Genomic DNA, 1,772 nt, shown 5'->3' on the forward strand with positions numbered 1-1,772 from the left:
TAGTAGTCGCGGTTGTTGTTACGCCAGACCGGGTCTTCCCATGCACGATTGGCATAGGGCGGACTGGATTTCATCAACTCCGGATCAATCCGCTGATTGACGATGTCGCTGGGCGGGTGCAGGAACCAGCCGCAGGCCTCCGGCTCCAGCAGGATCCCGATCCGGTTGGCGATCTCGGCGTGATCGGGACACATGGAGTGCTGGTGGGCGCGGGTGAAGGTGATGTTGGCCTCGCGGCTGACGCGGAAGAACTGATTGATGTACCACCGGCAGCGGCGCTGGTGGTCGCGCCCCACAGCGCCGAAATTGTCGCCCTGGAGGAGAATCTTCTTTCCGTTCAGATAGAAGTCCGGGCCTTTGATCGTCATTTCGCGGAAGCCGAATTCGGTGTAGGTTGTGTCGATACCTCCCAGGTCTGCGACCAGGTAATACAGATTGTCCGGACTGCCGTACTCGCCGCCGATGCCCCATAGCTGAGCGTCCGGCCAGACGGCTTCACTGACAACGGTCTTCTCCTCTTTCGGGTCGAGATGGACTTGTTGCGGCGGCAGCGTGAACAGGTCCTTGCCGTCCTTGCGGATGGCGCCGACGATCGTCTGATCCACCGGTTGGTCCGTATCATTCCGCACGGTGGTTTCGACGCGGATGCGTCGATCAGCCCAGGTGCGGACGTAGGTATCGACGATTCGCGTGTGAGGGGTGGATCGCAGGAACACGTCGCCGGTGATCCCGCCGAAGTAGGCTTCGAGGCACCGCGTGGGATAGAGGTTGGGCCGCGTGACGTATCGATAGCCCGAACCCGGCCGGGCGGTCTTGGACGGCCTCTCGACGAAGACGAGGATGTTGTTTCGGGCGCCGGCAATCAGGTGTTTCGTCACGTCGATCTCGAAGGGAACCAGGCCCGTGTAGTGGTTGCCGGCGTACCGGCCGTTGATGAAGACCTCGGCGTAGCCTTCGACTTCTTCAAAGGCGATCGCAAACCGCCGGCCGTTCCAGCCGGCGGGAACGTCGAACTCGGTGTGATACCAGACGCTGCTTTCCCACCAGTCCCAATAGCCGCGGGACTGCTTGAGCCACTGCTCATCGGGAATGTTGCCCTTGTTGATCGCGTATCCCCATTCGCCGTGAGGCACGCGCTGGCGGCGCGGCCAGGCGCCGGGTTTGGGCGGATTGTCCGCGCCGGTGTTGATCGCAAAGTCCCACTCGCCGTTGAGGCAGATCTCACCGCGTGGCGAAGCGTCGGCGGTTGGTGTCGCTGGCGTGCCTGCATCCAGCGCGGCGACGAAGTACTCGGGGAATTCGACCGCGGTTTGCGGTTTGGCAGCGTTTTCGGCGGCGGTCTTGGCGAACTCAGCGGCGTTGTCCGCGTAGGTCAGCAGGTAGATGATCTTGAGTTTCGCCAAGTCATTGGGGTCACCGAGCTTGTTGATCTCTTCATCCGCGCCGTCGGCGTACTGGCGGGCGGTGTCGCGGGCGAAGATCGCCTCGCGACCGGCTGCGCACGCCTCGTTCAGCGTGATACCGGCCTTTTCGAAATCGAGGGCCTCACGGATCTTGACGACGACCGGAGGGATGGTCTCGCGAAGCGTCTGTTCGACTTTGGTGAAGTAGTCTTGCCACTGTCGCGCCAGCGTCGCCCCTTGTTCGACGGCGGCTGCGTCCGCGCTGTTGGCCTGGCGATAGGTCGTGATCCGCTCGCTGAGCGACGCGCCCTCCGCGACGAGCGAGGCGTACGGGTTGCCATCGATGTACGGTTTGGCGAACCCGGCGGA

The 1,772-nt window shown here is 62.8% G+C and carries 1 protein-coding gene; it reads right to left on the bottom strand.

Features of this window, described 5'->3' with window-relative positions; translation table 11 throughout:
- On the bottom strand, positions 1-1,772 hold a 1,772-nt coding region (locus GXY33_06135; protein ID NLX04702.1), incomplete at both ends, for a hypothetical protein.

This window comes from Phycisphaerae bacterium (genome assembly GCA_012729815.1).
In the GTDB taxonomy this organism is placed as follows: Bacteria; Planctomycetota; Phycisphaerae; order JAAYCJ01; family JAAYCJ01; genus JAAYCJ01.